The organism is Streptomyces sp. NPDC002851 (assembly GCF_053591935.1).
Genome location: NZ_JBSFUT010000027.1, coordinates 78,124 through 103,580, shown reverse-complemented (window position 1 = coordinate 103,580; position 25,457 = coordinate 78,124). Strand labels below are relative to the sequence as shown.

Here is a 25,457-nt window from a genome sequence, read left to right as displayed (position 1 = left end):
GGGGTCAGCCCGGTAGGCAGGGCAGTGGCCTGTCCTGAGGCAGGGGTCAGCCCGGTAGGCAGGGCAGTGGCCTGTCCTGAGGCAGGGGTCAGCCCGGTAGGCAGGGCAGTGGCCTGTCCTGAGGCAGGGGTCAGCCCGCCCGGTGCACCACCGCGTCGCACAGCTCCACCAGAGCCGCCTTGGCGTCGCATTCCGGCAGCGGCGCGAGCGCGGACCGGGCCTCCTCGGCGTACCGCACCGTGTCCCGGCGCGCCTGCTCGAGCGCGGGGTGGACGCGCAGCCGGGCCAGGACCTCCGCATGCCGGGCGTCGTCCGCGAGGTCGCCGTCGAGCAGCTCGCACAGGGCGAGGTCCTCGGGGTCGCGGTGCGCCTCGGCGGCCGCCCGCAGCAGGAGCACCGGCAGCGTCGGAATGCCCTCGCGCAGATCGGTGCCGGGGGTCTTGCCGGACTCGTGCGAGTCGGACGCGATGTCCAGGACATCGTCCGCCAGTTGGAACGCGGTGCCGAGCCGCTCGCCGTACTGCGTCAGGACGTCCACGACCGTCTCGTCCGCGCCGGACATCATCGCGCCGAAGCGGCCCGAGACCGCGATGAGGGAGCCGGTCTTGCCGCTGATCACATCGAGGTAGTGGTCGACCGGGTCGCGCCCGTCGCGCGGCCCCGCGGTCTCCAGGATCTGCCCGGTGACCAGGCGCTCGAACGCTTCAGCCTGGATCCGGACCGCCTCGGGCCCGAGGTCGGCCAGGATGTGCGAGGCACGGGCGAAGAGGAAGTCGCCGGTCAGGACGGCCACCGAGTTGCCCCAGCGGACATTGGCGCTGGGCACGCCGCGGCGCACGTCCGCCTCGTCCATCACGTCGTCGTGGTACAGCGTCGCGAGGTGGGTCAGCTCCACGACCACGGCCGAGGGCACAACGCCGGGCGCGTGCGGGTCGCCGAACTGGGACGCGAGCATCACGAGCAGCGGCCGGAACCGCTTGCCACCGGCGCGCACCAGGTGCTGCGCGGCCTCGGTGATGAACGGGACCTCGCTCTTGGTGGCCTCGATCAGACCCTCTTCGACAGCAGCCAACCCGGCCTGGACATCGGCTTCGAGAGCCTGGTCCCGCACGCTCAGCCCGAACGGCCCGACGACGGTCACGGGGTTCTCCTGTCTGCTGACTGTCTACTGACGTTCACAAGGTCGGTATCAAGATCGGTCACAGGCCACACGCCGCGCCCCGCACACGTCCACCACACACGTCCACCGCGTGCGTTCGGCCGCATACGTTCGATCACAGGATCGATGTCGCGGTTTGTCGATGTGTCGCCGTCATCGTTCAAGTCAGCGTATCCGGTCCCGTTTCGATCACCGTGAGCGCCCGCCCTACCTGGGCCTTGATCGTGGCTCGATCGTGGCGCGATCGTTTTCGGCCCTACTCCGAGCGATTGTCGATCACCACCGGTATGTTCGTGATCGTTCCCCTATATCCCTTCTGCTTCTCTCTCCCTATATCCCTTCTGCTTCTCTCTCCCTATATCCCTTCTGTTTCTCTCCCCCTTCTCTTCTGTGGCCCACGTCTGCTGCGGCCGCTCCTTCTGTGGCCCACGTCTTCTGCGCCGCTCCTTCTATAGCGGCTTGTTCTGTAGCGGCTCCTTCTGTAGCGGCTTCTTCCGTATCCGCTGCTTCTGTGTCCGCTGCTTCTGTGGCTCGTGCCCCTTCTCAGCCCGTCAGAGGTCCCGCCCATGCGCATCCGCACCGAGTTTCCGTACGAGACGACCCACGACGATCTCCGCATCCCGCTCCCCGACGGCACCCGGCTCTACGCCCGCGTCTGGCGACCGGCCGGCGGCGGCCCCGTACCGGCGCTGCTCGAATATCTGCCGTACCGGCTCGGCGACGCGACCGCAGCGCGCGACTGGCAACGCCACCCCTGGTACGCGGGGCACGGCTACGCCTCCGTACGGGTCGATGTGCGCGGACACGGGAACTCCGAGGGCCTGCCGGGCGACGCGTACGGCGAGACGGAGCTCACCGACGGGGTCGCCGTCGTGGAGTGGCTGGCCGAACAGCCCTGGTGCGACGGCACGGTGGGCATGTTCGGGATCGCGCGGGACGGCTGCGACGCCTCACTACAGATCGCCGCGCTCGCGCCCGAGCCTTTGAAGGCGGTCGTGACGGTCTGCTCGACGGACGACCGCTTCGGCGACGGCGCGCACTACCTGGGCGGCTCGGTACTCGCCGTCGACATGCACGCCTGGGCGGCGACCCTGCTCGCCTTCGCCGCCCGGCCACCGGACCCGGCGCACGTCGGCGAGGCGTGGCGGGAGATGTGGCTGCGCCGCCTGGAGTCCCTGGAGCCGTTCGTCCACACCTGGCTCGCCCACCAGACCCGCGACGCCTACTGGCGGCACGGCAGTGTCGGTGAGGACTACGCGGCGATCAAGGCGGCCGTCCTCGCGGTGGGCGGCTGGTACGACCCGTACCGCGACACAGTGCTCCGCCTCGTCGAGCATCTGCCCGGTCCGGTACGGGGATTGATCGGGCCGTGGTCGCACGAGTACCCGGACCGGGGGCGGCCGCCCGGACCCGCGATCGGCTTCCTGCAGGAGACGCTCCGCTGGTGGGACCACTGGCTGAAGGGCACCGACACGGGGGTGATGGCCGAGCCGAAGCTGCGCTCCTGGATGAGCGAGTCGCACCCGCCGGCCACGGGGGACGGGGGGCTGCCGGGGCGGTGGGTGGGTGACCCGTTCTGGCCTTCGCCGCGGGTCACTCCGGTTTCGTACGGGTTCCGGGACGCTCCTTCGGAAGGCACCTCGTACGCCGACACCGCCCGGGGTGCCGCGCACGCCGACGCCTCCCGGAGTGCCACGCACGCCGACGCCGCCCGGGGTGCCGCGCGGCCGGTGCGCTCACCGCAGCGGACCGGCCTCGACGCGGGGCCGTTCTGTCCCGTCGGGGGCAAGGCCGACCTGCCGCCGGACCAGCGGGACGACGATGCGCAGTCGGTCTGCTTCGACTTCGCGGTGCCGGAGCGCGTGGAGATCCTGGGGCGGCCGCGGGTCACGCTCCGGCTCACCCTGGACACCCCCTTCGGGCAGACCGTCGCCCGCCTCTGCGACGTGGCGCCCGACGGCACGTCCACCCTGGTCACCCGGGGTGCGCTCAACCTCTCGACGCGGCACGGCCCGGACCGGGCGGACGCCTGGCCGCCGGGCACCACAGAGGACGTCACCTTCGCGCTGCACGCCATCGGCCACGTCTTCCCGCCCGGCCACCGCATCCGGCTCGCGGTCTCCTCCGCGTACTGGCCCTGGATCTGGCCGCAGCCCGACTCCGAGGCGGGCTTCACCCTCGACCCGGCGGGCAGCTCCCTGGAACTCCCGGTACGCGCGGTGCCCTCCGAGGACGAGGGCATCGGCTTCGACGAACCGGAACAGGCCGAGCCACTGGGCGTCGCCTCCCCGGCCTTCCTCGACGAGGCCGAGGCGCCCCGCCCCGAACGCCTCGTCGTCCGCGATGTGGCCCGCGGCCGCTGGCGCCTGGAGGTCGGCCGCCCGGGCTCCAGCGTCACCCGGTACTACCCGGACGGCCTGGAGCTCACCGAGGACGCCCAGGAGACGTACACCATCGACGAACACGACCCCCTCTCCGCCCGCACCAGCTCCGACTGGCACATCCGCCTGCATCGCCCCGAACTCCCCTGGGACGCAAGGGTGGAGGCCCACTCCGAGATCTCCGCGAACGCCACGGACTTCCTGACCATGGACGAACTCATCTGCCGCACCGGCAACGAGATCGTCTTCCACCACACCTGGCAGAAACGGATCCCTCGTCGGGCGTAGGGGGCACAGAACCGTCGGGCGTAGGGGGCACAGAACCCCGTCACGGATCCCTTAGGGAACAGTCACGGAGCCCGTCAGGGATCTGTCACGGAACCCGTCACGGAATCTGTCACGGAACCCGTCAGGGAACCGTCACGGGAAGAGCCGCTCCAGGACCACCGCGACCCCGTCCTCCTCGTTCGACAGCGTCACCTCGTCCGCCACCGCCTTCAGCTCCGCATGCGCATTGGCCATGGCCACGCCGTACGCCCCCCACCGGAACATCGGCACATCGTTCGGCATGTCCCCGAACGTGATCGTCGACTCGGCGCCAAGCCCCAGACATTCCGCCGCCAACGCCAGGCCCGTCGCCTTGTTCACCCCGAGCGGCTGCAACTCCACCGTGCCCGGCCCCGCCATGGTCACCGTGACAATGCCGTCCGCCACCGAGCGCGCCGCGGCGGCCAGCTCGTCGTCGCTGAGCGAGGGGTGCCGCATCAGCACCTTCGTGATCGGGTCGGCCCAGAGCGCCGCCCGGCTGCCCACCCGCACCGCGGGCAACGTCGGGTGCGGCATCTCGTACCCCGGCTCGATCAGCATCAGGCCGTCCAGCCCGTCCTGGTTCACCGCGGCGAACACCTCGCCGACCTCCGCCTCGATCTTGCCCAGCGCCTGGTCGGCGACCTCCCGGTCCACGGTGAGTGAGCTCAACAGGGTGTCCGCCCCCGCGTCGTAGACCTGCGCCCCCTGACCGCACACCGCGAGCCCGCGATAGTCCAACTCCACCAGAAGATGGCGCACCTGCGGTGCCGGACGGCCAGTGACCACGATGTGCTGCGCACCCGCCGCCGCGGCCCGCGCGAGCGCCGCCCGGGAACGTACGGAAACGGTGTCGCCATGGCGCAGCAGGGTGCCATCGAAGTCGGTGGCAATGAGGGAATACGGGGGTCGGGAGGGCATGCGCAACAGGATACGGAGACCCCAACAAAGGCCTCTAAAGGGGGCGTTGACCTTTCCCGGGGGGGGCTCCCCCTCCCCTCCCCACCCCTCCCTCACCCCCTCACCCCCTCACTCCCCCGCACCCCGAACCCGGCACCCACACCCGCACCCAGCACCCGGCACCCGGCACCCGGCACCCGGCACCCAGACCCAGCACCCAGCACCCAGCACCCAGCAATGCTCACCCCGTAACCCAAATCCCGAATTCATCAGCCCAGTAATGCTTTTCCAGATATCACCACCTTGCGTCGGCACTGCCGCCACAGGCGGCTCTCGTCGTAACGTGTGGGCAACCTGTTGAAGGAAAGTGAGGCAGTGTCCATGCCCGAGCAGACCCCGCTCGACCTGCCCGAGGGCGACCCCTTCGGCCCGCACAACCTCCCCTACGGGGTGTTCACACCGAACGCTCCGGGTGACGACAGGCGCAGGGTCGGCGTTCGGCTCGGCTCCTTCGTCCTCGACGCCGGTGCCGCGGCCCGCGCCCTCGGCTCGCCGTACGCATCGCTGCTCGACCAGCCCACCCTCAACCCGCTGCTTGCGGCGGGCCGTCAGACCTGGAGCGATGTCCGGCGCGCGCTGACCTCCTGGGTGACGGTGCCGTCCCACCGGGACGCGGTGGCGCCGCTCTTCCACCCGCTCTCCGAGGTAACGCTGCACCTCCCCTTCGAGGTCGGCGACTACGTGGACTTCTACGCCAGCGAGAACCACGCCACCAACCTGGGCCGCCTCTTCCGCCCCGACTCCGAGCCGCTTCTGCCCAACTGGAAGCATCTGCCGGTGGGTTACCACGGCCGCGCGGGCACCGTCGTGGTCTCCGGCACGGAGGTCGTACGTCCCTGCGGCCAGCGCAAGGCACCTACGGCGTCCGCTCCCTCCTACGGCCCTTCGGCCAAGCTGGACATCGAGGCCGAGGTCGGCTTCGTGGTGGGTGCCGCGTCCGAGCTCGGCACCGCGGTACCGCTGTCCTCCTTCCGTGATCATGTCTTCGGGCTCTGTCTGCTCAACGACTGGTCCGCGCGGGACATCCAGCCCTGGGAGTACGTTCCGCTCGGCCCGTTCGTGGCCAAGTCCTTCGCCACGTCGGTCTCCGCCTGGGTCACTCCGCTGGAGGCCTTGGAGGCGGCCCGGATCTCCCCGCCGGACCGCGATGTTCCGCTCCTTCCCTATCTGGACGACTCCGCCGAGGACGAGGCGGGCGGCTTCGACCTGCGGATCACGGTCACCCTCAATGGCGAGGTGATCTCGGAGCCGCCGTTCGCCGGGATGTACTGGACGCCCGCCCAGATGCTGACCCATATGACCGTGGGCGGCGCCTCGCTGCGCCCCGGCGACCTGTACGGCTCCGGCACCGTCAGCGGTCCCGAGGCCCACCAGCGCGGCTCCCTGATCGAGCTGACCTGGAACGGTGCCGAGCCCCTCGAACTGCCCTCAGGGAAGCGGACGTTCCTGGAGGACGGGGACGAGGTCACGATGACTGCGTGGGCGCCTGGCCCGGATGGAGTCCGGGTCGGCCTGGGCGAGGTCACGGGGCGGATCGCTCCGACCCGGGCAGGATCCGCGGGCTGACGGGAGCCCTTGGGCGGGGCCGGGTGGGGCGGGGCCGGGGTGGGTTGTTTTCCCCTACCCCGCCCCTTCCCGGCTGTGTTCGATATGCGGCTGACGCCGCGTGGGCGGCTCCGCCCCCAGACCCCCGTATCGCGCTCGACCAAGGGGTGGCACGAAGCGCCTCGCCGCTTGTCCTCACGCCGGACAGGCTCACTGGAAGCCCGTCAGTACCTCCAACACCCCCTCCCCCCACGTCGCCAGCTTCTTCTCCCCCACACCGCCGATCTCGCCCAACTGGACGATGGACGCGGGGCATTGCACGGCGATTTCCCGGAGCGTCGCGTCGTGGAAGATGACGTAAGCCGGGACGCCCTGTTCCCGGGCCTGTTCGGCGCGCCAGGCCCGTAGCGCCTCGAAGATCGGCAGGGCTTCTTCCGGCAGGTCCACCGGGACCTTGGCCTTGCGCTCGCCCTTCGGTGCCGAACTCCGTGCCACCGGCGCCTTCTTCGGCTCCTTGCGCAGCGGCACCTCGCGCTGTCGGCCGAGGACCGCGCCGCTCTCCTCCGTCAGTACCAGCGTGTTGTACTCGCCCTCGACCGCGAGCAGACCTTGGGCCAGCAACTGGCGTGCCACGCTGCGCCATTCACCTTCCGTCAGATCCTGTCCGATGCCGAAGACCGACAGCTGGTCGTGGTCGAAACGGATGACCTTCGCCGTCTTCCGGCCGAGCAGAATGTCGACGATCTGGCCCACGCCGAACTTCTGCCGCCGCTCCCGATCCAGGCGTACGACCGTGGAGAGGAACTTCTGCGCCGCGATGGTCCCGTCCCAGGTCTCCGGCGGGACAAGGCAGGTGTCGCAGTTGCCGCACCGCTCGGCGGCCTGCTCCTGGCCGAAGTAGGCGAGGAGTTGGGAGCGGCGACACCGGACCGTCTCGCACAGCGCCAGCATCGCGTCCAGATGGGCGGCGGCCCGGCGCTGGAACGCCTCGTCGCCCTCGCCGCCCTGGATCAGCTTGCGCTGCTGCACCACGTCGTTGAGGCCGTAGGCCATCCAGGCCGTGGACGGCAGACCGTCACGACCGGCGCGGCCCGTCTCCTGGTAGTAGCCCTCCACCGACTTCGGCAGGTCGAGGTGGGCGACGAAGCGGACGTCCGGCTTGTCGATGCCCATGCCGAAGGCGATGGTCGCCACCACGACCAGGCCGTCCTCGCGCAGAAAGCGGGCCTGATGGGCGGCGCGGGTCCCGGCGTCCAGGCCCGCGTGGTAAGGCACCGCCTCCACGCCGTTCTTGCAGAGGAACTCGGCGGTCTTGTCGACCGAGTTGCGTGAAAGGCAGTAGACGATGCCCGCGTCCCCGGCGTGCTCGTCCCGCAGGAGCTTCAGGAGCTGCTTCTTGGGCTCGTCCTTCGGCACGATCCGGTACTGGATGTTCGGCCGGTCGAAGCTCGCCTCGAAATGCCGGGCGCCGGGCATGCCGAGGCGCTCCGTGATCTCCCGGTGTGTGGCCCGGGTCGCGGTCGCCGTCAGCGCGATCCGGGGCACCTCGGGCCAGCGCTCGCCGAGCAGTGACAGGGCCAGATAGTCGGGCCGGAAGTCATGGCCCCACTGCGCCACGCAGTGCGCCTCGTCGATGGCGAAGACGGAGACCTTGCCCCGGCCGATGAGGTCGAGGGTGCTGTCCAGGCGCAGCCGCTCCGGCGCCAGATAGAGCAGATCGAGCTCGCCCGCGAGGAACTCCGCCTCGACGACCCTGCGCTCGTCGAAGTCCTGCGTCGAGTTGATGAACCCGGCGCGCACACCGAGCGCCCGCAGCGCGTCCACCTGGTCCTGCATGAGTGCGATGAGCGGGGAGACCACCACGCCCGTGCCGGGTCTGACCAGGGCGGGGATCTGGTAGCAGAGCGACTTGCCGCCGCCCGTGGGCATGAGCACCACGGCGTCGCCACCGGCCACCACGTGCTCGATGACCGCTTCCTGCTCCCCGCGGAAGCTGTCGTACCCGAAGACGCGGCGGAGCGTGCGCAGCGCATCGCTCTCCGTCACCTTCACCTCGTCCATCACCACGGTCCCGTCCATCGCTGTCCCCCCGTACGCCGTCCTTCGACCACACCCGCAACGATAGGGCTCACGGCGGACAGGCCCGCAAAGTTATCCACAGGCGGCACTCTCCGGTATGAAAAACCGTCGCCCATGAGCCGCCCATGAAAGGCCGTCGCCCGGCACCCCATCACGGGCACCGGGCGACGGCACGACCGACCGCGGCCGGTCCACCACAGGCCTACCGGATGAACACCCCCGCCTGGCTCGCCAGGTCGAGGAAGTACTGCGGCGCCAGACCGAGCACCAGCGTGACCGCCACACCCACGCCGATCGCCGTCGTCGTGAGCGCGGAGGGCACCGCCACCGTCGGCCCCTCGGGGCGCGGCTCGCTGAAGAACATCAGGACGATGACCCGGATGTAGAAGAACGCGGCGATCGCGGAGGAGATCACACCGACCACCACGAGCGCGCCCGCGCCGCCCTCGGCGGCCGCCTTGAACACCGCGAACTTCCCGGCGAACCCGGAGGTCAACGGAATGCCCGCGAGGGCGAGCAGGAACACCGCGAAGACCGCCGCCACCAGCGGCGAACGCCGCCCGAGCCCCGCCCACTTGGACAGGTGCGTGGCCTCGCCACCCGCATCCCGGACCAGCGTGACCACGGCGAAGGCGCCGATCGTCACGAAGGAGTAGGCGGCCAGGTAGAAGAGGACCGACGAGATGCCGTCGGGCGTCGCGGCGATGACACCGGCCAGGAGAAAGCCCGCGTGCGCGATCGAGGAGTACGCGAGCAGCCGCTTGATGTCGGTCTGCGTGATCGCGACGATCGCGCCGAGCAGCATGGTGAGGATCGCGACGCCCCACATCACCGGCCGCCAGTCCCAGCGCAGGCCCGGCAGCACCACGTAGAGCAGCCGGAGGAGCGCGCCGAAGGCCGCGATCTTGGTGGCTGCCGCCATGAAGCCGGTGACCGGGGTCGGCGCGCCCTGGTAGACGTCCGGGGTCCACATGTGGAACGGCACCGCGCCGACCTTGAAGAGCAGCCCCATCAGGATCAACGCGCCGCCGGTGAGCAGCAGCACGTCGTTGCCCATGGTGTCGGCGAGCGCCGGGGTGAGGGACGGCAGGGTGCCGTCGACGACGTCGGCGATCCCGGCGTACGTCACCGTGCCCGCGTAGCCGTACATGAGGGCGATGCCGAAGAGCAGGAACGCCGAGGAGAAGGCGCCGAGCAGGAAGTACTTGACCGCGGCCTCCTGCGACATGAGCCGCTTGCGACGGGCCAGGGCGCACAGCAGGTAGAGCGGGAGCGAGAAGACCTCGAGCGCGATGAAGAGCGTCAGAAGGTCGTTCGCCGAGGGAAAGACCAGCATGCCGCCGATCGCGAAGAGCGCGAGCGGGAACACCTCGGTGGTGGTGAACCCGGCCTTTATGGCGGCCTGTTCGGCCTCGCCACCCGGTACCGCGGCGGCCTGCGCGGCGAAGGAGTCCACGCGCTTGCCGTGCACGACGGGGTCGAGTCGGCGCTCGGCGAAGGTGAACGTGGCGACGAGTCCGGCGAGCAGGATGGTGCCCTGAAGGAACAGCGCCGGTCCGTCGACGGCGATCGCGCCCATCGCCGCGATGCCCGCCTTGGTGGTGCCGTACCCGCTGACGGCGAGCCCGACGACGGCCGCGAAGGCGGCCGCCAGGGCGGACACCGTCACGAACAGCTGGGTGTAGTACCGCGCGCGGCGCGGCACCGCGGCCTCCACCAGGATGCCCACGACCGCAGCGCCGATGACGATCAGCGTGGGTGCCAGGAGGCTGTACTCGATGTGCGGCGCGTCGATCTTGTTGATCGGGTCGGCCGCCGTTGTCCACAGGCTGTGGACGGCTGCTGCGCTCACTTGGCCGCCTCCACCTCGGGCTTGGGGTCCTTCTTCTGTACGTCGGACATGGTGTGCTCCACCGCCGGGTTGACCAGGTCGGTGACCGGCTTGGGATAGACACCGAGGAAGAGGAGCAGCGCGATCAGCGGTGTGATGACCACGAGTTCACGCGCCTTGAGGTCCGGCATCGCCGAGATCTTCTCCTTCACCGGGCCCGTCATCGTCCGCTGGTAGAGGACGAGGGTGTAGAGCGCGGCGAGCACGATGCCGAAGGTCGCGATGATGCCGATCACCGGATAGTTCGTGAACGTGCCGACCAGGACCAGGAATTCGCTCACGAACGGTGCGAGCCCGGGCAGGGAGAGGGTCGCGAGGCTGCCCACCAGGAAGGTCCCGGCGAGCACCGGGGCGACCTTCTGCACGCCGCCGTAGTCCGCGATGAGCCGCGAGCCGCGCCGCGAGATCAGGAATCCGGCGACCAGCATCAGAGCGGCCGTCGAGATGCCGTGGTTGACCATGTAGAGCGTGGCGCCGCTCTGGCCCTGCGAGGTCATCGCGAAGATGCCCATGATGATGAACCCGAAGTGGGAGATCGAGGCATAGGCGATCAGGCGCTTGATGTCCCGCTGGCCGACGGCGAGCAGCGCGCCGTACACGATGCTGACCAGGGCGAGCACCAGGATCACCGGCGTCGCCCACTTCGAGGCCTCCGGGAACAGCTGGAGGCAGAAGCGGAGCATCGCGAAGGTGCCGACCTTGTCGACCACCGCCGTGATCAGCACGGCGACCGGGGCGGTGGCCTCGCCCATGGCGTTGGGCAGCCAGGTGTGCAGCGGCCACAGCGGCGCCTTCACCGCGAAGGCGAAGAAGAAGCCGAGGAAGAGCCACCGCTCGGTGCTGGTCGCCATGGTGAACTCGCCGCTCGCGCGGGCCGCTGCGATCTCCTGGAGGGAGAAATTCCCCGCTACTACGTAGAGACCGATGACCGCGGCCAGCATGATCAGGCCGCCGATCAGGTTGTACAGAAGGAACTTCACGGCGGCGTACGAGCGTTGGGTCGCCGCCTCCTTCTCGCCGTGGGCACCCGCGCGGTCCCCGAAGCCACCGATGAGGAAGTACATCGGGATGAGCATGGCTTCGAAGAGGATGTAGAAGAGGAAGACGTCGGTGGCCTCGAAGGAGAGGATCACCATCGCCTCGACCATCAGGATCAGCGCGAAGAAGCCCTGCGTCGGACGCCACCGCTTGCTGCCCGTCTCCTGCGGGTCGGCGTCGTGCCAGCCCGCGAGGATGACGAACGGGATGAGCAGCGCGGTCAGGCCGATCAGGGTGACGCCGATGCCGTCCACGCCCAGTTCGTAGCGGACCCCGAAGTCCGCGATCCAGGCGTGCGACTCGGTGAGTTGGTACCGCTCGCCGCCCGGCGCGAAGCGGGCGCCGATGACGCCCGCGAGGACGAGGGTGGCGAGCGAGAAGAGCAGCGCGAGCCACTTGGCCGCGGTGCGCTTCGCGGCCGGGACGGCGGCGGTGGCGATCGCGCCGATCGCCGGTACCGCGGCCGTCACTGTCAGGAGGGGAAAGGACATCGTGATCAGACCGCCCTCATCAGCAGGGTCGCGGCGATGAGGATCGCCGCACCGCCGAACATCGAGACCGCGTACGAACGGGCGAAGCCGTTCTGCACCTTGCGCAGCCGCCCGGAGAGCCCGCCGACCGAGGCCGCCGTGCCGTTGACCATCCCATCGACCAGGGAGTGGTCGACGTACACCAGGGAGCGGGTGAGGTGCTGGCCGCCGCGGACCAGGACGATGTGGTTGAAGTCGTCCTGCAGCAGGTCACGGCGGGCCGCGCGGGTCAGCAGCGAGCCGCGGGGCGCGGTGACCGGGACCGGGCGGCGGCCGTACTGCACATAGGCGAGGCCGACACCGAGCAGCAGCACCACGACGGTGGATGCCGTGATCACCGGGACGCTGACCACCGGGTGCGGGTGCTCGAACTGGGTGACCGGTTCGAGCCACTTGACGAACGCCTCGTTCAGCGAGAACAGGCCACCCGCGAAGACCGAGCCGAAGGCGAGCAGGACCATCGGAATGGTCATGGACTTCGGCGACTCGTGCGGGTGCGGCTCGTTGCCCTCCGCGTCCGGCTGCCAGCGCTTCTCGCCGAAGAAGGTCAGGATCATCACGCGCGTCATGTAGAACGCGGTGATGCCCGCGCCGAGCAGGGCCACGCCGCCGAAGATCCAGCCGCGGGCGCCCTCCTGGGCGAAGGCCGCCTCGATGATCTTGTCCTTGGACCAGAAGCCGGACAGGCCCGGGAAGCCGATGATGGCGAGGTAGCCGAGCCCGAAGGTCACGAAGGTGACCGGCATGTACTTCCTGAGGCCGCCGTACTTGCGCATGTCGACCTCGTCGTTCATGCCGTGCATGACCGAGCCGGCGCCGAGGAAGAGCCCGGCCTTGAAGAAGCCGTGCGTCACCAGGTGCATGATCGCGAAGGCGTAGCCGATGGGGCCGAGCCCGGCCGCGAGGATCATGTAGCCGATCTGCGACATCGTCGAACCGGCCAGGGCCTTCTTGATGTCGTCCTTGGCGCAACCGACGATCGCACCGAAGAGGAGCGTGGCCGCGCCGACCACCACGACGGCCAACTGGGCGTCGGGGGCGGCATTGAAGATCGCGCCGGACCGGGTGATCAGATACACGCCCGCGGTCACCATCGTGGCCGCGTGGATCAGGGCCGAGACCGGCGTCGGGCCCTCCATCGCGTCCCCGAGCCAGGACTGCAGCGGCACCTGTGCGGACTTGCCGCACGCCGCGAGCAGCAACAGCAGGCCGATGGCGGTGAGCTTGCCCTCACTGGTCTCGCCGGTGGCCTCCAGGACCGGGCCGAACGCGAAGGTGCCGAAGGTCGTGAACATCACCATGATCGCGAGCGACAGGCCCATGTCGCCGACCCGGTTGACCAGGAACGCCTTCTTCGCGGCCGTGGCCGCGCTGGGCTTGTGCTGCCAGAAGCCGATCAGGAGGTAGGACGCCAGGCCGACGCCCTCCCAACCGACGTACAGAAGGAGGTAGTTGTCGGCGATGACGAGGAGCAGCATCGCCGCGAGGAACAGGTTGAGGTAACCGAAGAAGCGGCGGCGCCGCTCGTCGTGCTCCATGTACCCGATCGAGTAGACGTGGATCGCTGAGCCCACGCCGGTGATCAGAAGCACGAACGTCATCGACAGCTGGTCCAGCTGGAACGACACGTCCGCCTGGAAGCCCTCGACGGGGATCCAGCTGAACAGGTACTGGTGCAGGACGCGGTGCTCCGGCTCCATGCCGAGCATGTCGACGAAGAGCAGCACGCCGATCACGAACGAGACGATGGCGAGCAGGCTGCCGATCCAGCCGCCCGCACGGTCGAGCCGACGCCCGCCGCACAACAGGACGGCCGCTCCGAGCAGCGGCGCTGCGATCAGCAGCGCAATCAGGTTCGATGTGCTTTCCACGAGTCCGCGACCCCTTAGAGCTTCATCAGACTGGCGTCGTCGACCGAGGCCGAGTGGCGGGAACGGAACAGGGACACGATGATCGCGAGGCCCACCACGACCTCCGCGGCGGCGACGACCATCGTGAAGAACGCGATGATCTGGCCGTCGAGGTTGCCGTGCATCCGGGAGAAGGCGACGAGCGTCAGGTTGCAGGCGTTGAGCATCAGCTCGATGCACATGAACACGACGATCGCGTTCCGCCGGATGAGGACGCCAGTGGCGCCGATCGCGAACAACAGGGCCGCGAGGTAGAGGTAGTTGACGGGGTTCACTGCGTGGCCTCCTCTTCCTCCCGGTCGCGGCCGAGGCGTTCCTGGGAACGCTGCTCGAGTGCCTTCAGGTCGTTCAGCGCCTGCTCCGACACATCGCGGATCTGGCCACGCGCGCGCAGCGTCTTGCTGACGGTGAGCTCGGACGGGGTGCCGTCCGGGAGCAGACCGGCGATGTCCACGGCGTTGTGCCGGGCGTAGACGCCCGGGGCCGGGAGCGGCGGCAGGTACTCGCCCTCGCGGACGCGGAGTTCGGCCAGCTCCCGCTGGGTCTTCGCGCGCTCGGTGCGCTCCCGGTGGGTGAGCACCATGGCGCCGACCGCGGCGGTGATGAGCAGCACGCCGGTGATCTCGAACGCGAAGACGTACTTCGTGAAGATCAGCGCCGCCAGGCCCTCCACATTGCCGCCGGAGTTGGCCTGCCCGAGGCCGTTGAACTCCGTGATCGCGGCGTTGCCCAGGCCGCCGACGAGGAGCACCGCGAAGCCGACCACACAGAGGGCGGCCAGCCAGCGCTGCCCCTTGAGGGTCTCCTTCAGGGAGTCCGCGGCCGTGACGCCGACGAGCATGACCACGAAGAGGAAGAGCATCATGATCGCGCCGGTGTAGACCACGATCTGGACGATGCCCAGGAAGTACGCGCCGTTGGCGAGGTAGAACACCGCCAGGATGATCATGACCCCGGCCAGCGAGAGCGCGCTGTGCACGGCCTTCTTCATCAGGACGACGCACAGGGCACCGATCACCGCGACCGTGCCGAGCACCCAGAACTGGAGCGCCTCCCCGGTCGAGGTGGTGTACGCCGCGAGCGTGCTCATGCCTCGGCCCCCTCTTCCTCAGGCCGTTCGCCCTTGGAGACGGCCACCTGGCGCTCGGTGCCGGGGGCCGCCTCCGTGACCAGGCCGCGGTAGTAGTCCTGCTCGTCCATGCCCGGGTAGATCGCGTGCGGGCTGTCGACCATGTTCTCTTCGAGACCGGCGAGCAGCTGCTCCTTGGTGTAAATGAGGTTGGCGCGGCTGGAGTCGGCGAGTTCGAACTCGTTCGTCATCGTCAACGCGCGCGTGGGGCAGGCCTCGATGCACAGGCCGCAGAAGATGCAGCGGGCGTAGTTGATCTGATAGACGCGGCCGTACCGCTCGCCCGGCGAGTAGCGTTCCTCGTCGGTGTTGTCCGCGCCCTCGACGTAGATCGCGTCGGCCGGGCAGGCCCAGGCGCACAGCTCGCAGCCGATGCACTTCTCCAGGCCGTCCGGGTGACGGTTGAGCTGGTGCCGGCCGTGGAAGCGCGGCGCCGTCGTCTTCTGCTGCTCCGGGTACTGCTCGGTCAGCCGCTTCCTGAACATGGCCTTGAAGGTCACGCCGAAACCGGCCACAGGGTTCTGGAACCCCTGCTTGGGCTCCCTGGATTCCTCAGACACCGTCAGCCTCCTTTCCGTCACTTTGAGTATCCGGGCCACCACTGACAATCAACTCCCGCTCGTGGCGCGGCCGTCGCCGCGGCACCGGCGGAAGGTTCTGTCCCGGCAGCGGCGGAACCGGGAAGCCGCCCGCCATCGGGTCGAAGGGAGGCTCCGCCTCCCGCTCGGCGGCCTCCGCGGCCTGGAGCTGCCGGTCGCGGAAGATGTCGACGACGAACGAGAGCAGCAGCACGGCGAGCACTCCGCCGCCGACGTAGAGCACGATCTGCGAGAAGTCGTAGTTCTCGTTCCGCAGCGTGCGCACGGTCGCGACGAGCATCAGCCAGGCCACCGCGACCGGAATGAGCACCTTCCAGCCGAGCTTCATCAGCTGGTCGTAGCGGACCCGCGGCAGGGTCGCGCGCAGCCAGACGAAGAGGAAGATGATCACCGTGAGCTTGCCGACGAACCAGAGCATCGGCCACCAGCCGTGGTTCGCGCCCTCCCAGACGGTGGAGATCGGGTACGGGGCCCGCCAGCCGCCGAGGAACAGGGTCACCGCGATCATCGACACGGTCACCATGTGGATGTACTCGGCCAGCATGAACATCGCGAACTTGATGGAGCTGTACTCGGTGTTGAACCCGCCGACCAGGTCGCCCTCGGACTCCGGCATGTCGAAGGGCAGTCGGCTGGACTCGCCGACCATCGTCACCATGTAGATCAGGAACGAGACCGGCAGCAGGATCGCGTACCAGCGCTCGCTCTGCGCGTCCACGATCGCCGAGGTCGACATCGACCCGGCGTAGAGGAACACCGAGGCGAACGTGGCGCCCATGGCGATCTCGTACGAGATGATCTGGGCGGACGAGCGGATGCCGCCGAGCAGCGGATATGTCGAACCGGAGGACCAGCCGCCGAGGACGAATCCGTACACACCGAGCGAGCCGATCGCCAGGATGTAGAGCATCGCGACGGGCAGGTCGGTCAGCTGCATCGTGGTGCGCTGCCCGAAGATCGAGATCTCGTTCCCTGCCGGACCGAACGGGATCACCGCGACGGCCATGAAGGCCGGGATGGCGGCGAGCACCGGCGCGAGGACGTAGAGGACCTTGTCCGCGCGCTTGACGATCACGTCCTCTTTGAGCATCAGCTTCACGCCGTCGGCGAGCGACTGCAGCATGCCCCAAGGGCCGTGCCGGTTGGGCCCGATACGGCGTTGCATCCAACCGATGACCTTGCGCTCCATGACGATGCAGAGCAGCACGGTCACCATAAGGAACGCGAAACAGAACACGGCCTTAAGGGCGACGAGCCACCACGGGTCACGCCCGAACGTGGACAGGTCCTCAATGGCGAGCGTGCTCATGTCCGCCAGCGCGAGCGGGCTCATGACTGCACCTCCTGTACGGCCGGGGAAGCCACGGCCGGGCCGATGCGGACGAGTTCGCCGGGCCGCGCGCCGGTGTCCGAGACGACGCCGCCGCCCGTCGAGTTGAGCGGGAGCCAGACCACCCGGTCCGGCATCTCGGTGATCTGCAGCGGGAATTGGACGTAACCGGCAGAACCGGTTACTTGCAGGACGTCGCCGTCCTTGACCCCGGCCTCGGCCGCGGTCGCCTCGGAAAGCCGGGCGACGGCCTCGTGCCGGGTGCCCGCGAGCGCCTTGTCGCCCTCCTGGAGCCGCCCCAGGTCGAGCAGCATCCGGTGCCCCGCGAGCACCGCCTCACCGGCGCCGGGGCGCGGCAGGACCGCACCGGACTCCCTCGGCTCGGTGGCCCGGGGCCCCTCCCAGGAGCCGAGGCGGTCGATCTCGCGCTGGACGGTGCGCTGGTCGGGCAGGCCCAGGTGGACGTCCATGGCGTCGGCCAGCATGTGCAGCACGCGCGCGTCGGTGGGCGCGAGCCTGCGGGTCATCTGGTCCGGCTTCAGGGCGGCCTCGAACGGCCTTGCCCGGCCTTCCCAGTTGAGGAACGTACCCGCCTTCTCGACGACCGCGGCCACCGGAAGGACCACGTCCGCGCGCTCGGTGACCTCGCCGGGCCGCAGCTCGAGCGACACGACGAAGACCTCGTCGAGGGCGGCACGCGCGCGTGCCGGGTCCGGCAGGTCGACGACATCCACACCGGCGACCAGCAGGGCGCGCAGCTCGCCGGAGGCCGCGTCCTCCACCATCTGGCCGGTGTCGCGGCCGTAACGGTGCGGGAGTTCGGCGACGCCCCAGACCGCGGCGACCTCGTCACGCGCGCGTGGATCGGTCGCGGGCCGCCCGCCGGGCAGCAGCGAGGGCAGCGCGCCCACCTCGACGGCGCCGCGCTCACCGGCCCGGCGCGGGATCCACACCAGTTCGGCGCCCGTGGCGGTAGCGACCCGGACGGCGGAGGTGAGCCCGCCGGGCACCGCGCCGAGCCGCTCACCGACGACGATCACCGCGCCCTCGGTGCGCAGCGCCTCGGCCGCCCTGGTGCCGTCCTCGCCGAGCCCCACACCGGAGGCAAGCGCGTCCAGCCACTCGGTCTCGGTGCCGGGCGCGGCCGGAAGGAGCGTTCCACCGGCCCGCTGAAGACCGCGGGTCGCATGCGTGGCGAGGGCGAAGGTCCGCTGACCGTGCTTGCGGTGCGCCTTGCGCAGGCGCAGGAAGATGCCGGGCGCCTCCTCCTCGGACTCGAAACCGGCGAGCAGCACCGCCGGTGCCTTCTCCAGTGCGGTGTACGTGAGGCCGCTGCCGTCCAGGTCGCGGCCGCGCCCGGCGACCCGTGCCGCCAGGAAGTCGGCCTCCTCCGCGGAGTGCCGACGCGCCCGGAAGTCGACGTCGTTGGTGGCCAGCGCCACGCGCGCGAACTTGCTGTACGCGTAGGCGTCCTCGACCGTGAGCCGCCCACCGGCGAGCACCCCGGCCCGGCCCCGGGCATCGGCCAGACCGCGGGCCGCCACCTCCAGGGCCTCGGGCCAGCTGGCGGGCTCGAGTTCACCGTCGGCGCCCCGCACCAGCGGGGTGGTCAGGCGGTCCCGCTGCTGTGCGTACCGGAACGCGAACCGCCCCTTGTCGCAGATCCACTCCTCGTTGACCTCGGGGTCGTTGGCGGCGAGCCGCCGCATGACCTTGCCGCGCCGGTGATCCGTACGCGTGGCGCAGCCGCCGGAGCAGTGCTCGCACACCGACGGCGAGGAGACCAGGTCGAAGGGGCGGGAGCGGAAGCGGTACGCGGCCGAGGTCAGCGCGCCGACCGGGCAGATCTGGATGGTGTTCCCGGAGAAGTACGAATTGAACGGGTCCCCTTCTCCAGTACCAACCTGTTCAAGCGCGCCCCGCTCCAGGAGCTCGATCATCGGGTCGCCCGCGATCTCGTTGGAGAAGCGGGTGCAACGGGCGCACAGCACGCACCGTTCGCGGTCGAGCAGCACCTGGGTGGAGATCGGCACCGGCTTCTCGTACGTCCGCTTCTTGCCGTCGAAGCGGGACTCGGCATGGCCGTGCGACACGGCCTGGTTCTGCAGCGGGCACTCGCCGCCCTTGTCGCAGACCGGGCAGTCCAGGGGGTGGTTGATGAGCAGCAGCTCCATCACCCCCTTCTGGGCCTTCTCGGCCACCGGCGAGGTGAGGTGGGTCTTGACGACCATGCCGTCGGTGCAGGTGATGGTGCAGGAGGCCATCGGCTTGCGCTGGCCCTCGACCTCGACGATGCACTGGCGGCAGGCACCGGCCGGGGCGAGCAGCGGGTGGTCGCAGAACCGGGGGATCTCGATGCCGAGTTGCTCCGCCGCACGGATCACCAACGTGCCCTTGGGGACGCTGATTTCGACACCGTCGATGGTCAGCGAGACGAGGTCCTCGGGCGGAACCGCCGCCTCCCCGCTCCCGGAGGGAGCGCCCGTCGTGACTGTCATGCGTTCACCTCCGTGTTGCTGGCGCCGGGCCGGTCCGCCCAGAGGGTGGACCTGGCCGGGTCGAAGGGGCAGCCCTTGCCGGTGACGTGCTGCTCGTACTCCTCGCGGAAGTACTTCATCGAGGAGAAGATCGGTGCGGCGGCGCCGTCGCCGAGGGCGCAGAAGGACTTGCCGTTGATGTTGTCGGCGATGTCGCTGATCTTGTCGAGGTCGGCCATGGTGCCCTTGCCGTCCTCGATGTCGCGGAGCAACTGCACCAGCCAGTACGTCCCTTCGCGGCAGGGCGTGCACTTGCCGCAGGACTCGTGGGCGTAGAACTCGGTCCAGCGCGTGACCGCCCGTACGACGCAGGTGGTCTCGTCGAAGCACTGGAGCGCCTTGGTGCCGAGCATGGATCCGGCGGCGCCGACGCCCTCGTAGTCGAGCGGCACGTCGAGGTGCTCGTCGGTGAACATCGGCGTGGAACTGCCGCCCGGGGTCCAGAACTTGAGGCGGTGGCCGGGCCGCATGCCGCCGCTCATGTCGAGCAGCTGGCGCAGCGTGATGCCGAGCGGCGCCTCGTACTGGCCGGGGCCCGCCACATGGCCGCTGAGCGAGTAGAGCGTGAAGCCCGGGGACTTCTCGCTGCCCATCGCTTTGAACCAGTCCTTGCCCCGGTTCACGATCGCGGGAACTGACGCGATCGACTCGACGTTATTGACGACAGTGGGGCACGCGTAGAGACCCGCGACAGCCGGGAAGGGGGGACGCAACCGGGGCTGGCCGCGGCGGCCTTCGAGCGAGTCGAGCAGCGCGGTCTCCTCACCGCAGATGTACGCGCCCGCGCCCGCGTGCACCGTGATGTCGAGGTCGAGCCCGCTGCCGAGGATGTTCTCCCCGAGATATCCCGCCTCGCGCGCCTCGCGCACGGCCTCGTGCAGCCGCCGTAGTACGGGGACGACCTCACCACGCAGATAGATGAAGGCATGGTTCGACCGGATCGCGTAGCAGGCGATCACGATGCCCTCGATGAGGCTATGCGGATTGGCGAACAGGAGCGGGATGTCCTTGCAGGTCCCGGGCTCCGATTCGTCGGCGTTGACAACTAGATAGTGCGGTTTGCCGTCTCCCTGGGGAATGAACTGCCACTTCATTCCGGTGGGGAAGCCCGCGCCGCCGCGGCCGCGGAGCCCCGCGTCCTTGACGTAGGCGATCAGGTCGTCCGGGGCCATGTCGAGGGCCTTGCGCAGCCCCTCGTAGCCCTCGTGCCGCCGGTAGGTCTCCAGGGTCCAGGGCTTCTCCTCGTCCCAGAACGCCGAGAGGACCGGTGTGAGCACCTTCTCCGGGCTGCCCTCTCCCCCCACCGGCTGGGAGGCGCCCCCGAGGTTCTCGGTGGACACGGTCATCACTCCCCCTCCTCGGTGTGCGGCCGTTCCCCGGGCGCCTCGTCGCGCGGGTGCACGACGCGCGGCAGCGGGGCCTGCCCCTTGGCCAGCCTCAGGCCGATCAGGGAGGCGGGGCCCGCGGCACCGGTGGCCTCGACGGCGCCGGGCCGCTCGTCCGGGAAGCCGGCGAGGATCCGGGCGGTCTCCTTGAAGGTGCACAGCGGTGCACCGCGGGTGGGCTCGACGGTGCGGCCCGCGCGCAGGTCGTCGACGAGCCGCTTGGCGGACTCGGGGGTCTGGTTGTCGAAGAACTCCCAGTTGACCATCACCACGGGCGCGTAGTCGCAGGCCGCGTTGCACTCGACGTGCTCGAGGGTGACCTTGCCGTCCGCGGTGGTCTCCTCGTTTCCGATGCCGAGGTGGTCCTTGAGCGTGTCGAAGATGGCGTCGCCGCCCATCACCGCGCACAGCGTGTTGGTGCAGACGCCCACCTGGTAGTCGCCGCTCGGCCTGCGGCGGTACATGGTGTAGAAGGTGGCCACCGCGGCGACCTCGGCGCTGGTCAGGCCGAGCATCTCGGCGCAGAACCGCTGGCCGGTGCGGGTGACGTGACCCTCTTCGGACTGCACCAGGTGAAGCAGCGGGAGCAGCGCGGAGCGGGAGTCCGGGTAGCGGGCGATGACTTCCTTCGCGTCCGCCTCCAGACGGGCTCGTACGTCGGCCGGGTAGTCGGGGGCCGGGAGTTCGGGCATCCCCAGCTCTGTCGGGGGTACGGGGGTCGTCCCCCGAATGACGCTGTCGTCCGTCATTACCGGTCGACGCCTCCCATCACGGGGTCGATGGATGCGACGGCGACGATGACGTCGGCGACCATGCCGCCCTCGCACATCGCCGCCATGGTCTGGAGGTTGGTGAAGGACGGGTCCCGGAAGTGCACCCGGTAGGGCCGGGTGCCGCCGTCCGAGACGACGTGCGCGCCGAGCTCGCCCTTGGGCGACTCCACCGCGACGTACGCCTGTCCTGGCGGGACCCGGAAGCCCTCCGTCACCAGCTTGAAGTGGTGGATCAGGGCCTCCATCGAGGTACCCATGATCTTCTTGATGTGGTCCAGCGAGTTGCCGAGGCCGTCCGGGCCGAGGGCGAGCTGGGCGGGCCAGGCGATCTTCTTGTCGCCGACCATCACCGGGCCGGGCTCCAGGCGGTCCAGGCACTGCTCGATGATCCGCAGCGACTGGCGCATCTCCTCGAGGCGGATGAGGAAGCGGCCGTAGGAGTCGCAGGTGTCGGCGGTGGCGACCTCGAAGTCATAGGTCTCGTAGCCGCAGTACGGATCGGTCTTGCGCAGGTCGTGCGGCAGGCCCGTGGCGCGCAGGATCGGCCCGGTGGCGCCGAGGGCCATGCAGCCCGTCAGGTCCAGGTGGCCGACGTTCTGCATGCGGCCCTTGAAGACGGGGTTCCCGGTGGCGAGCTTGTCGTACTCGGGAAGGTTCTTGTGCATCGTCTTCACGAACTCGCGGATCTGGTCCACGGTGCCGGGCGGCAGGTCCTGGGCGAGTCCGCCGGGGCGGATGTACGCGTGGTTCATCCGCAGGCCGGTGATCAACTCGTAGATGTCCAGGATGAGTTCGCGGTCCCGGAAGCCGTAGATCATGATCGTGGTGGCGCCGAGCTCCATGCCGCCGGTGGCGAGGGCCACCAGGTGCGAGGACATCCGGTTCAGCTCCATGAGCAGGACCCGGATGATCGTGGCCCGGTCGGGGATGTCGTCCTCGATGCCGAGGAGCTTCTCCACCGCGAGGCAGTACGCCGTCTCGTTGTAGAACGGCGTCAGGTAGTCCATGCGCGTGACGAACGTGGTGCCCTGGGTCCAGGTCCGGAACTCGAGGTTCTTCTCGATGCCGGTGTGCAGATAGCCGATGCCGCAGCGGGCCTCGGTGACGGTCTCGCCGTCGATCTCCAGGATCAGCCGCAGCACGCCGTGCGTGGACGGGTGCTGGGGTCCCATGTTGACGACGATGCGCTCGTCGTCCGCCTGGGACGCGGCCGTGGCGACCTCGTCCCAGTCGCCACCGGTGACCGTGTAGACGGTGCCCTCGGTGGTCTCACGCGCGGAAGCCTCGGAAGCGTGGGGTGCCGAGTTCGAAGTGGTCATCAGCTGTACGACCTCCGCTGGTCCGGAGCCGGGATCTGGGCGCCCTTGTACTCGACGGGAATGCCGCCGAGCGGGTAGTCCTTGCGCTGCGGGAAGCCCTGCCAGTCGTCCGGCATCATGATCCGGGTCAGGGCGGGGTGGCCGTCGAAGATCAGGCCGAAGAAGTCGTACGTCTCGCGCTCGTGCCAGTCGTTGGTCGGATAGACCGGGACCAGGGACGGCACATGCGGATCGCTGTCCGGAGCGCTGACCTCCACGCGGATCAGTCGGCCGTGGGTGAGCGAGCGCAGGTGGTAGACGGCGTGCAGCTCGCGGCCCTTGTCCTCCGGGTAGTGGACGCCGGAGACGCCGGTGCAGAGCTCGAAGCGGAGCGCCGGGTCGTCCCGCAGGGTCCGGGCGACCTGCACCAAGTGCTCGCGCGCGATGTGGAAGGTGAGCTCGCCACGGTCGACGACCGTCTTCTCGATGGCGTTCTCGGGAACCAGGCCCTGTTCCTCCAGGGCGCCCTCCAGTTCGTCGGCGACCTCGTCGAACCAACCGCCGTAGGGGCGGGTCGCGGCGCCGGGGAGGCGCATCGAGCGGATCAGGCCGCCGTAGCCCGTCGTATCGCCGCCGTTGTTGGCGCCGAACATGCCGCGCTGGACGCGGATCTCCTCGCCGTGTTCGCCGCGCTGGCCGGGAAGGTTGGTGGCGCCGAGGTCCTTCTCGGGGTTGACCCCGTTGTTCCCGTTCGCGGCGCCGTTGTTCCCGTTCGCGGCGGCGTGGTCCCCGTTGCTCTTGTTCTCGTCGCTCACTGGAGCAGCCCCTTCATCTCGATCGTGGGGAGGGCCTTGAGCGCCGCCTCCTCCGCCTCGCGGGCCGCTTCCTCGGCATTCACGCCGAGCTTGGAGCTCTGGATCTTCTGGTGCAGCTTGAGAATCGCGTCCACCAGCATTTCGGGCCGCGGCGGACAGCCGGGCAAGTAGATATCGACAGGGACGACATGGTCGACGCCCTGGACAATCGCGTAGTTGTTGAACATGCCGCCGGACGACGCGCAAACCCCCATGGAAATGACCCACTTGGGATTCGGCATCTGGTCATAGACCTGCCGAAGCACCGGCGCCATCTTCTGACTGACCCGGCCGGCCACGATCATCAGGTCCGCCTGCCGGGGCGAACCGCGGAAGACCTCCATGCCGAAGCGCGCGAGGTCGTACCGCCCCGCACCGGTCGTCATCATCTCGATGGCACAACACGCGAGGCCGAAGGTGGCGGGGAAGACGGACGCCTTGCGCACCCAGCCCGCGGCCTGTTCCACGGTGGTCAACAGAAAACCGCTCGGCAGCTTCTCTTCGAGTCCCATTGGTGACCCCTCAACCCCTCAGTCCCATTCCAGGCCGCCGCGCCGCCAGACGTACGCGTAGGCGACAAAGACGGTGAGCACGAAGAGCAACATCTCCACGAGCCCGAAAAGCCCCAAGCTGTCGAACGTGACGGCCCAGGGATAGAGGAAGACGATCTCGATATCGAAGATGATGAAGAGCATCGCCGTCAGGTAGTACTTGATCGGGAATCGCCCGCCACCGGCTGGAGTCGGCGTGGGCTCGATGCCGCATTCATACGCCTCAAGCTTGGCTCGGTTGTACCGCTTTGGACCGATAAGCGTGGCCATAACCACGGAGAAGATCGCAAAGCCGGCGGCTAGGGCTCCCAATACGAGGATGGGCGCATAAGCGTTCACCGCTCCTCGCTCCTCTCAGTCGACTCTGACTGCATCGGCGGACGGACCTCTGCGGGCCCGCGCCCCGCCCCTTCCCACGAAGATCGTGTTTATGTGAGGCAGTTCACAAGCCCAACTGCCCCGCATCCTATGCCTGCCGGTCTGTGATCTGCGACACGGGGTACGACAACTGCTTTGTGATCTCCACCACCTGACGAACGATCATGAAGTCGGATGAGCGGTGATCTTCATACGCGAAGCTCCGAAGTGATCACTACTGGTGACATCCCGAGCCGTTACCGCTGGTCGGAGCGGTGCGCCCCCTATCAAGGCGTGGCAGTTGCAAGCAAATTGGTGATGGACAGGGTGGCCTGATAGTGGGGGTCGGCGGAACCCCGGAGCACGCCCGCGCCGACCACCGCGGCATGTCCGGAATCGACCCGAGGGGCACTCGGTACGTGCACACATTCACGAGCACGCCGACGACGCGGACGACGCGGACGACACCCCCGCCCGCATCCGAGCCACACCGCAGCGGCACGTAGGCCACACCTCAGCGGCACCCCGGTCGCACCCGAGCGGCACCCCAACCGCACCCGAGCGGCACCCCAGCAGCACCCCAGCGGCACAGGAAATCCAGATCTGCCGAGAACATGTCGGATATGCGACTACAGATGTCCGCGTACGCGACACCGTCAGAAGGGTGACAGGGGGCGGACGTTGACGAGCGGGGCGGCGTTCCGGCGGTGACCTGACCGTGACCTCCACCACTCGGCCCGGCGGCCGGAAAACCGGAGGCTTGGCCAATCAACGGCGGCGATGGTAAGCGCGGGGCAAATCGGGCGTAACGCGGAAAACCCGTGATCACAGCCGTGATCGCGGCT

19 protein-coding genes are annotated in these 25,457 nt (G+C 69.2%); 2 read left to right on the top strand and 17 right to left on the bottom strand.

Going from position 1 to position 25,457, the window contains the following annotated elements; translation table 11 throughout:
• Window positions 1–130: 130 nt before the first annotated feature.
• Window positions 131–1,141, bottom strand: a complete 1,011-nt coding sequence (locus ACWD10_RS26055; RefSeq protein WP_451095020.1) for a polyprenyl synthetase family protein — start codon at window positions 1,139–1,141, stop codon at window positions 131–133.
• A 584-nt stretch (window positions 1,142–1,725) separates the two neighbouring features.
• On the opposite strand from ACWD10_RS26055, the gene ACWD10_RS26050 reads away from it, so the two are divergent.
• Complete coding sequence (locus ACWD10_RS26050) at window positions 1,726–3,828, top strand: CocE/NonD family hydrolase (protein WP_451095018.1); 2,103 nt, start codon at window positions 1,726–1,728, stop codon at window positions 3,826–3,828.
• 132 nt (window positions 3,829–3,960) lie between these two features.
• Here the strand turns inward: ACWD10_RS26050 and ACWD10_RS26045 are convergent, their stop codons facing one another.
• Entirely contained in the window at window positions 3,961–4,767 is an 807-nt protein-coding gene (locus ACWD10_RS26045) for an HAD family hydrolase (protein WP_451095016.1), read from the bottom strand.
• A 360-nt stretch (window positions 4,768–5,127) separates the two neighbouring features.
• On the opposite strand from ACWD10_RS26045, the gene fahA reads away from it, so the two are divergent.
• Window positions 5,128–6,372, top strand: coding sequence for a fumarylacetoacetase (gene fahA, locus ACWD10_RS26040; RefSeq protein WP_451095014.1), 1,245 nt, complete (start codon window positions 5,128–5,130; stop codon window positions 6,370–6,372).
• A 189-nt stretch (window positions 6,373–6,561) separates the two neighbouring features.
• Here fahA and recQ read toward each other — a convergent pair whose 3' ends face one another.
• The 15 genes from recQ to ACWD10_RS25965 form a co-directional block, all read right to left on the bottom strand.
• Entirely contained in the window at window positions 6,562–8,430 is a 1,869-nt protein-coding gene (gene recQ / locus ACWD10_RS26035) for a DNA helicase RecQ (protein WP_451095012.1), read from the bottom strand.
• Between the two features lie 202 nt (window positions 8,431–8,632).
• The gene (nuoN, locus tag ACWD10_RS26030) at window positions 8,633–10,282 is read right to left on the bottom strand and encodes an NADH-quinone oxidoreductase subunit NuoN (RefSeq protein WP_451095010.1); all 1,650 of its coding nucleotides are present in this window, start codon (window positions 10,280–10,282) and stop codon (window positions 8,633–8,635) included.
• Window positions 10,279–11,850, bottom strand: coding sequence for an NADH-quinone oxidoreductase subunit M (locus tag ACWD10_RS26025; RefSeq protein WP_451095008.1), 1,572 nt, complete (start codon window positions 11,848–11,850; stop codon window positions 10,279–10,281). Before ACWD10_RS26025 ends, nuoN begins: the two co-directional genes overlap by 4 nt.
• 5 nt (window positions 11,851–11,855) lie before the next feature.
• Complete coding sequence (nuoL, locus tag ACWD10_RS26020) at window positions 11,856–13,760, bottom strand: NADH-quinone oxidoreductase subunit L (RefSeq protein ID WP_451095006.1); 1,905 nt, start codon at window positions 13,758–13,760, stop codon at window positions 11,856–11,858.
• A gap of 14 nt (window positions 13,761–13,774) precedes the next feature.
• A complete protein-coding gene (gene nuoK / locus ACWD10_RS26015) occupies window positions 13,775–14,074 on the bottom strand; it encodes an NADH-quinone oxidoreductase subunit NuoK (protein ID WP_451095004.1) in 300 nt (99 codons plus the stop codon).
• On the bottom strand, window positions 14,071–14,889 hold the full coding sequence (locus tag ACWD10_RS26010) for an NADH-quinone oxidoreductase subunit J (RefSeq protein WP_451095002.1): 819 nt from the start codon (window positions 14,887–14,889) through the stop codon (window positions 14,071–14,073). Before ACWD10_RS26010 ends, nuoK begins: the two co-directional genes overlap by 4 nt.
• Window positions 14,886–15,488, bottom strand: coding sequence for an NADH-quinone oxidoreductase subunit NuoI (nuoI, locus tag ACWD10_RS26005; RefSeq protein ID WP_451095000.1), 603 nt, complete (start codon window positions 15,486–15,488; stop codon window positions 14,886–14,888). Before nuoI ends, ACWD10_RS26010 begins: the two co-directional genes overlap by 4 nt.
• The gene (gene nuoH / locus ACWD10_RS26000) at window positions 15,481–16,860 is read right to left on the bottom strand and encodes an NADH-quinone oxidoreductase subunit NuoH (RefSeq protein WP_451094998.1); all 1,380 of its coding nucleotides are present in this window, start codon (window positions 16,858–16,860) and stop codon (window positions 15,481–15,483) included. The genes nuoI and nuoH overlap by 8 nt, the downstream gene beginning before the upstream one ends.
• Complete coding sequence (locus ACWD10_RS25995) at window positions 16,857–19,355, bottom strand: NADH-quinone oxidoreductase subunit G (protein WP_451094996.1); 2,499 nt, start codon at window positions 19,353–19,355, stop codon at window positions 16,857–16,859. The genes nuoH and ACWD10_RS25995 overlap by 4 nt, the downstream gene beginning before the upstream one ends.
• Window positions 19,352–20,743, bottom strand: coding sequence for an NADH-quinone oxidoreductase subunit NuoF (gene nuoF, locus ACWD10_RS25990; protein WP_451094994.1), 1,392 nt, complete (start codon window positions 20,741–20,743; stop codon window positions 19,352–19,354). The genes ACWD10_RS25995 and nuoF overlap by 4 nt, the downstream gene beginning before the upstream one ends.
• Window positions 20,740–21,528 carry an NADH-quinone oxidoreductase subunit NuoE gene (gene nuoE, locus ACWD10_RS25985; RefSeq protein WP_451094992.1) on the bottom strand — a complete coding sequence of 263 codons (789 nt, stop codon included), beginning with the start codon at window positions 21,526–21,528 and terminating at the stop codon, window positions 20,740–20,742. The genes nuoF and nuoE overlap by 4 nt, the downstream gene beginning before the upstream one ends.
• Window positions 21,528–22,871 carry an NADH-quinone oxidoreductase subunit D gene (locus ACWD10_RS25980; RefSeq protein ID WP_451094990.1) on the bottom strand — a complete coding sequence of 448 codons (1,344 nt, stop codon included), beginning with the start codon at window positions 22,869–22,871 and terminating at the stop codon, window positions 21,528–21,530. The genes nuoE and ACWD10_RS25980 overlap by 1 nt, the downstream gene beginning before the upstream one ends.
• Window positions 22,871–23,665 (bottom strand): NADH-quinone oxidoreductase subunit C, encoded by a 795-nt coding sequence (locus ACWD10_RS25975; RefSeq protein ID WP_451094988.1) that lies wholly within the window; start codon window positions 23,663–23,665, stop codon window positions 22,871–22,873. Before ACWD10_RS25975 ends, ACWD10_RS25980 begins: the two co-directional genes overlap by 1 nt.
• The gene (locus tag ACWD10_RS25970) at window positions 23,662–24,216 is read right to left on the bottom strand and encodes a NuoB/complex I 20 kDa subunit family protein (RefSeq protein WP_451094986.1); all 555 of its coding nucleotides are present in this window, start codon (window positions 24,214–24,216) and stop codon (window positions 23,662–23,664) included. The genes ACWD10_RS25975 and ACWD10_RS25970 overlap by 4 nt, the downstream gene beginning before the upstream one ends.
• 18 nt (window positions 24,217–24,234) lie before the next feature.
• Window positions 24,235–24,594 carry an NADH-quinone oxidoreductase subunit A gene (locus ACWD10_RS25965; protein ID WP_451094984.1) on the bottom strand — a complete coding sequence of 120 codons (360 nt, stop codon included), beginning with the start codon at window positions 24,592–24,594 and terminating at the stop codon, window positions 24,235–24,237.
• Between the last annotated feature and the right edge of the window lie 863 nt (window positions 24,595–25,457).

Bases quoted from the DNA above. Each gene is read 5' to 3' on its own strand.
- ACWD10_RS26050 (WP_451095018.1), top strand. From the start codon at position 1,726: ATGCGCATCCGCACCGAGTTTCCGTACGAGACGACCCACGACGATCTC.
- ACWD10_RS26045 (WP_451095016.1), bottom strand. From the start codon at position 4,767: ATGCCCTCCCGACCCCCGTATTCCCTCATTGCCACCGACTTCGATGGC.
- fahA (WP_451095014.1), top strand. From the start codon at position 5,128: ATGCCCGAGCAGACCCCGCTCGACCTGCCCGAGGGCGACCCCTTCGGC.
- recQ (WP_451095012.1), bottom strand. From the start codon at position 8,430: ATGGACGGGACCGTGGTGATGGACGAGGTGAAGGTGACGGAGAGCGAT.
- ACWD10_RS26025 (WP_451095008.1), bottom strand. From the start codon at position 11,850: ATGTCCTTTCCCCTCCTGACAGTGACGGCCGCGGTACCGGCGATCGGC.
- ACWD10_RS26010 (WP_451095002.1), bottom strand. From the start codon at position 14,889: ATGAGCACGCTCGCGGCGTACACCACCTCGACCGGGGAGGCGCTCCAG.
- nuoH (WP_451094998.1), bottom strand. From the start codon at position 16,860: ATGAGCCCGCTCGCGCTGGCGGACATGAGCACGCTCGCCATTGAGGAC.
- ACWD10_RS25995 (WP_451094996.1), bottom strand. From the start codon at position 19,355: ATGACAGTCACGACGGGCGCTCCCTCCGGGAGCGGGGAGGCGGCGGTT.
- nuoE (WP_451094992.1), bottom strand. From the start codon at position 21,528: ATGACGGACGACAGCGTCATTCGGGGGACGACCCCCGTACCCCCGACA.
- ACWD10_RS25980 (WP_451094990.1), bottom strand. From the start codon at position 22,871: ATGACCACTTCGAACTCGGCACCCCACGCTTCCGAGGCTTCCGCGCGT.
- ACWD10_RS25970 (WP_451094986.1), bottom strand. From the start codon at position 24,216: ATGGGACTCGAAGAGAAGCTGCCGAGCGGTTTTCTGTTGACCACCGTG.